The following is a 586-nucleotide window of genomic DNA, read 5'->3' as shown; positions in this document are numbered from 1 at the left end:
CTGAAGCCGCTCCCACAACAGGCCCGCGACGCCGATCAGTTTGGCAACGCCAGATCGTCCAGCATGGCCTTGAGGAAGCGCGCGGCTTCGCCGCCGGTGGCGGCGCGGTGGTCGAAGGTCAGCGACAGCGGCAGGCGGCGGTGCACCTCGATGCCGCCGATGACCGCCACCACGTCGTGGCTCAGCTTGCCCGCGCCCACGATGGCCACGGTGGGCGGCACCACCACCGGAGTGGCGTAGCGGCCGGCGAACATGCCGAAGTTGGACAGGCTGATGGTGTAGCCGGAGAGCTCCGACGACGGGATCGAGCGATCCTCGACCTGAGCACGCAAACGCTTGATCGCGGCACGTACGCCGGCCGCATCCAGCACGTCGGCATTGCGCAGCGCGGGCACGAACAGGCCGTCGTCGGTATCCACCGCGATGCCGATATCGACTTGCGGATGCAAGGTGCGGGTGAGGTTCTTGCCGTCGAACCAGGCATTCAGCGCGGGCACCGTCTTGCAGGCAGCCACGATGGCGCGAATCAGGCGGGCGGTGATGTCCTGCTTGCCGATCCAGGCATGCAGGTCGGCGTCGTCGACCA

General features: G+C 67.9%; 1 protein-coding gene. It reads right to left on the bottom strand.

Going from position 1 to position 586, the window contains the following annotated elements; genetic code table 11:
• Positions 1-35 precede the first annotated feature (35 nt).
• Positions 36-586: 2-oxo acid dehydrogenase subunit E2 (locus UU9_RS04055; RefSeq protein WP_007080447.1), on the bottom strand; the 551-nt coding region annotated here is incomplete at its 5' end.

It is taken from the genome of Rhodanobacter fulvus Jip2, from assembly GCF_000264315.1.
Classification (GTDB): Bacteria; Pseudomonadota; Gammaproteobacteria; order Xanthomonadales; family Rhodanobacteraceae; genus Rhodanobacter; species Rhodanobacter fulvus.
The sequence above is the reverse complement of the archived record's forward strand: the minus strand, read 5'-3'. Positions and strand labels throughout refer to the sequence as shown.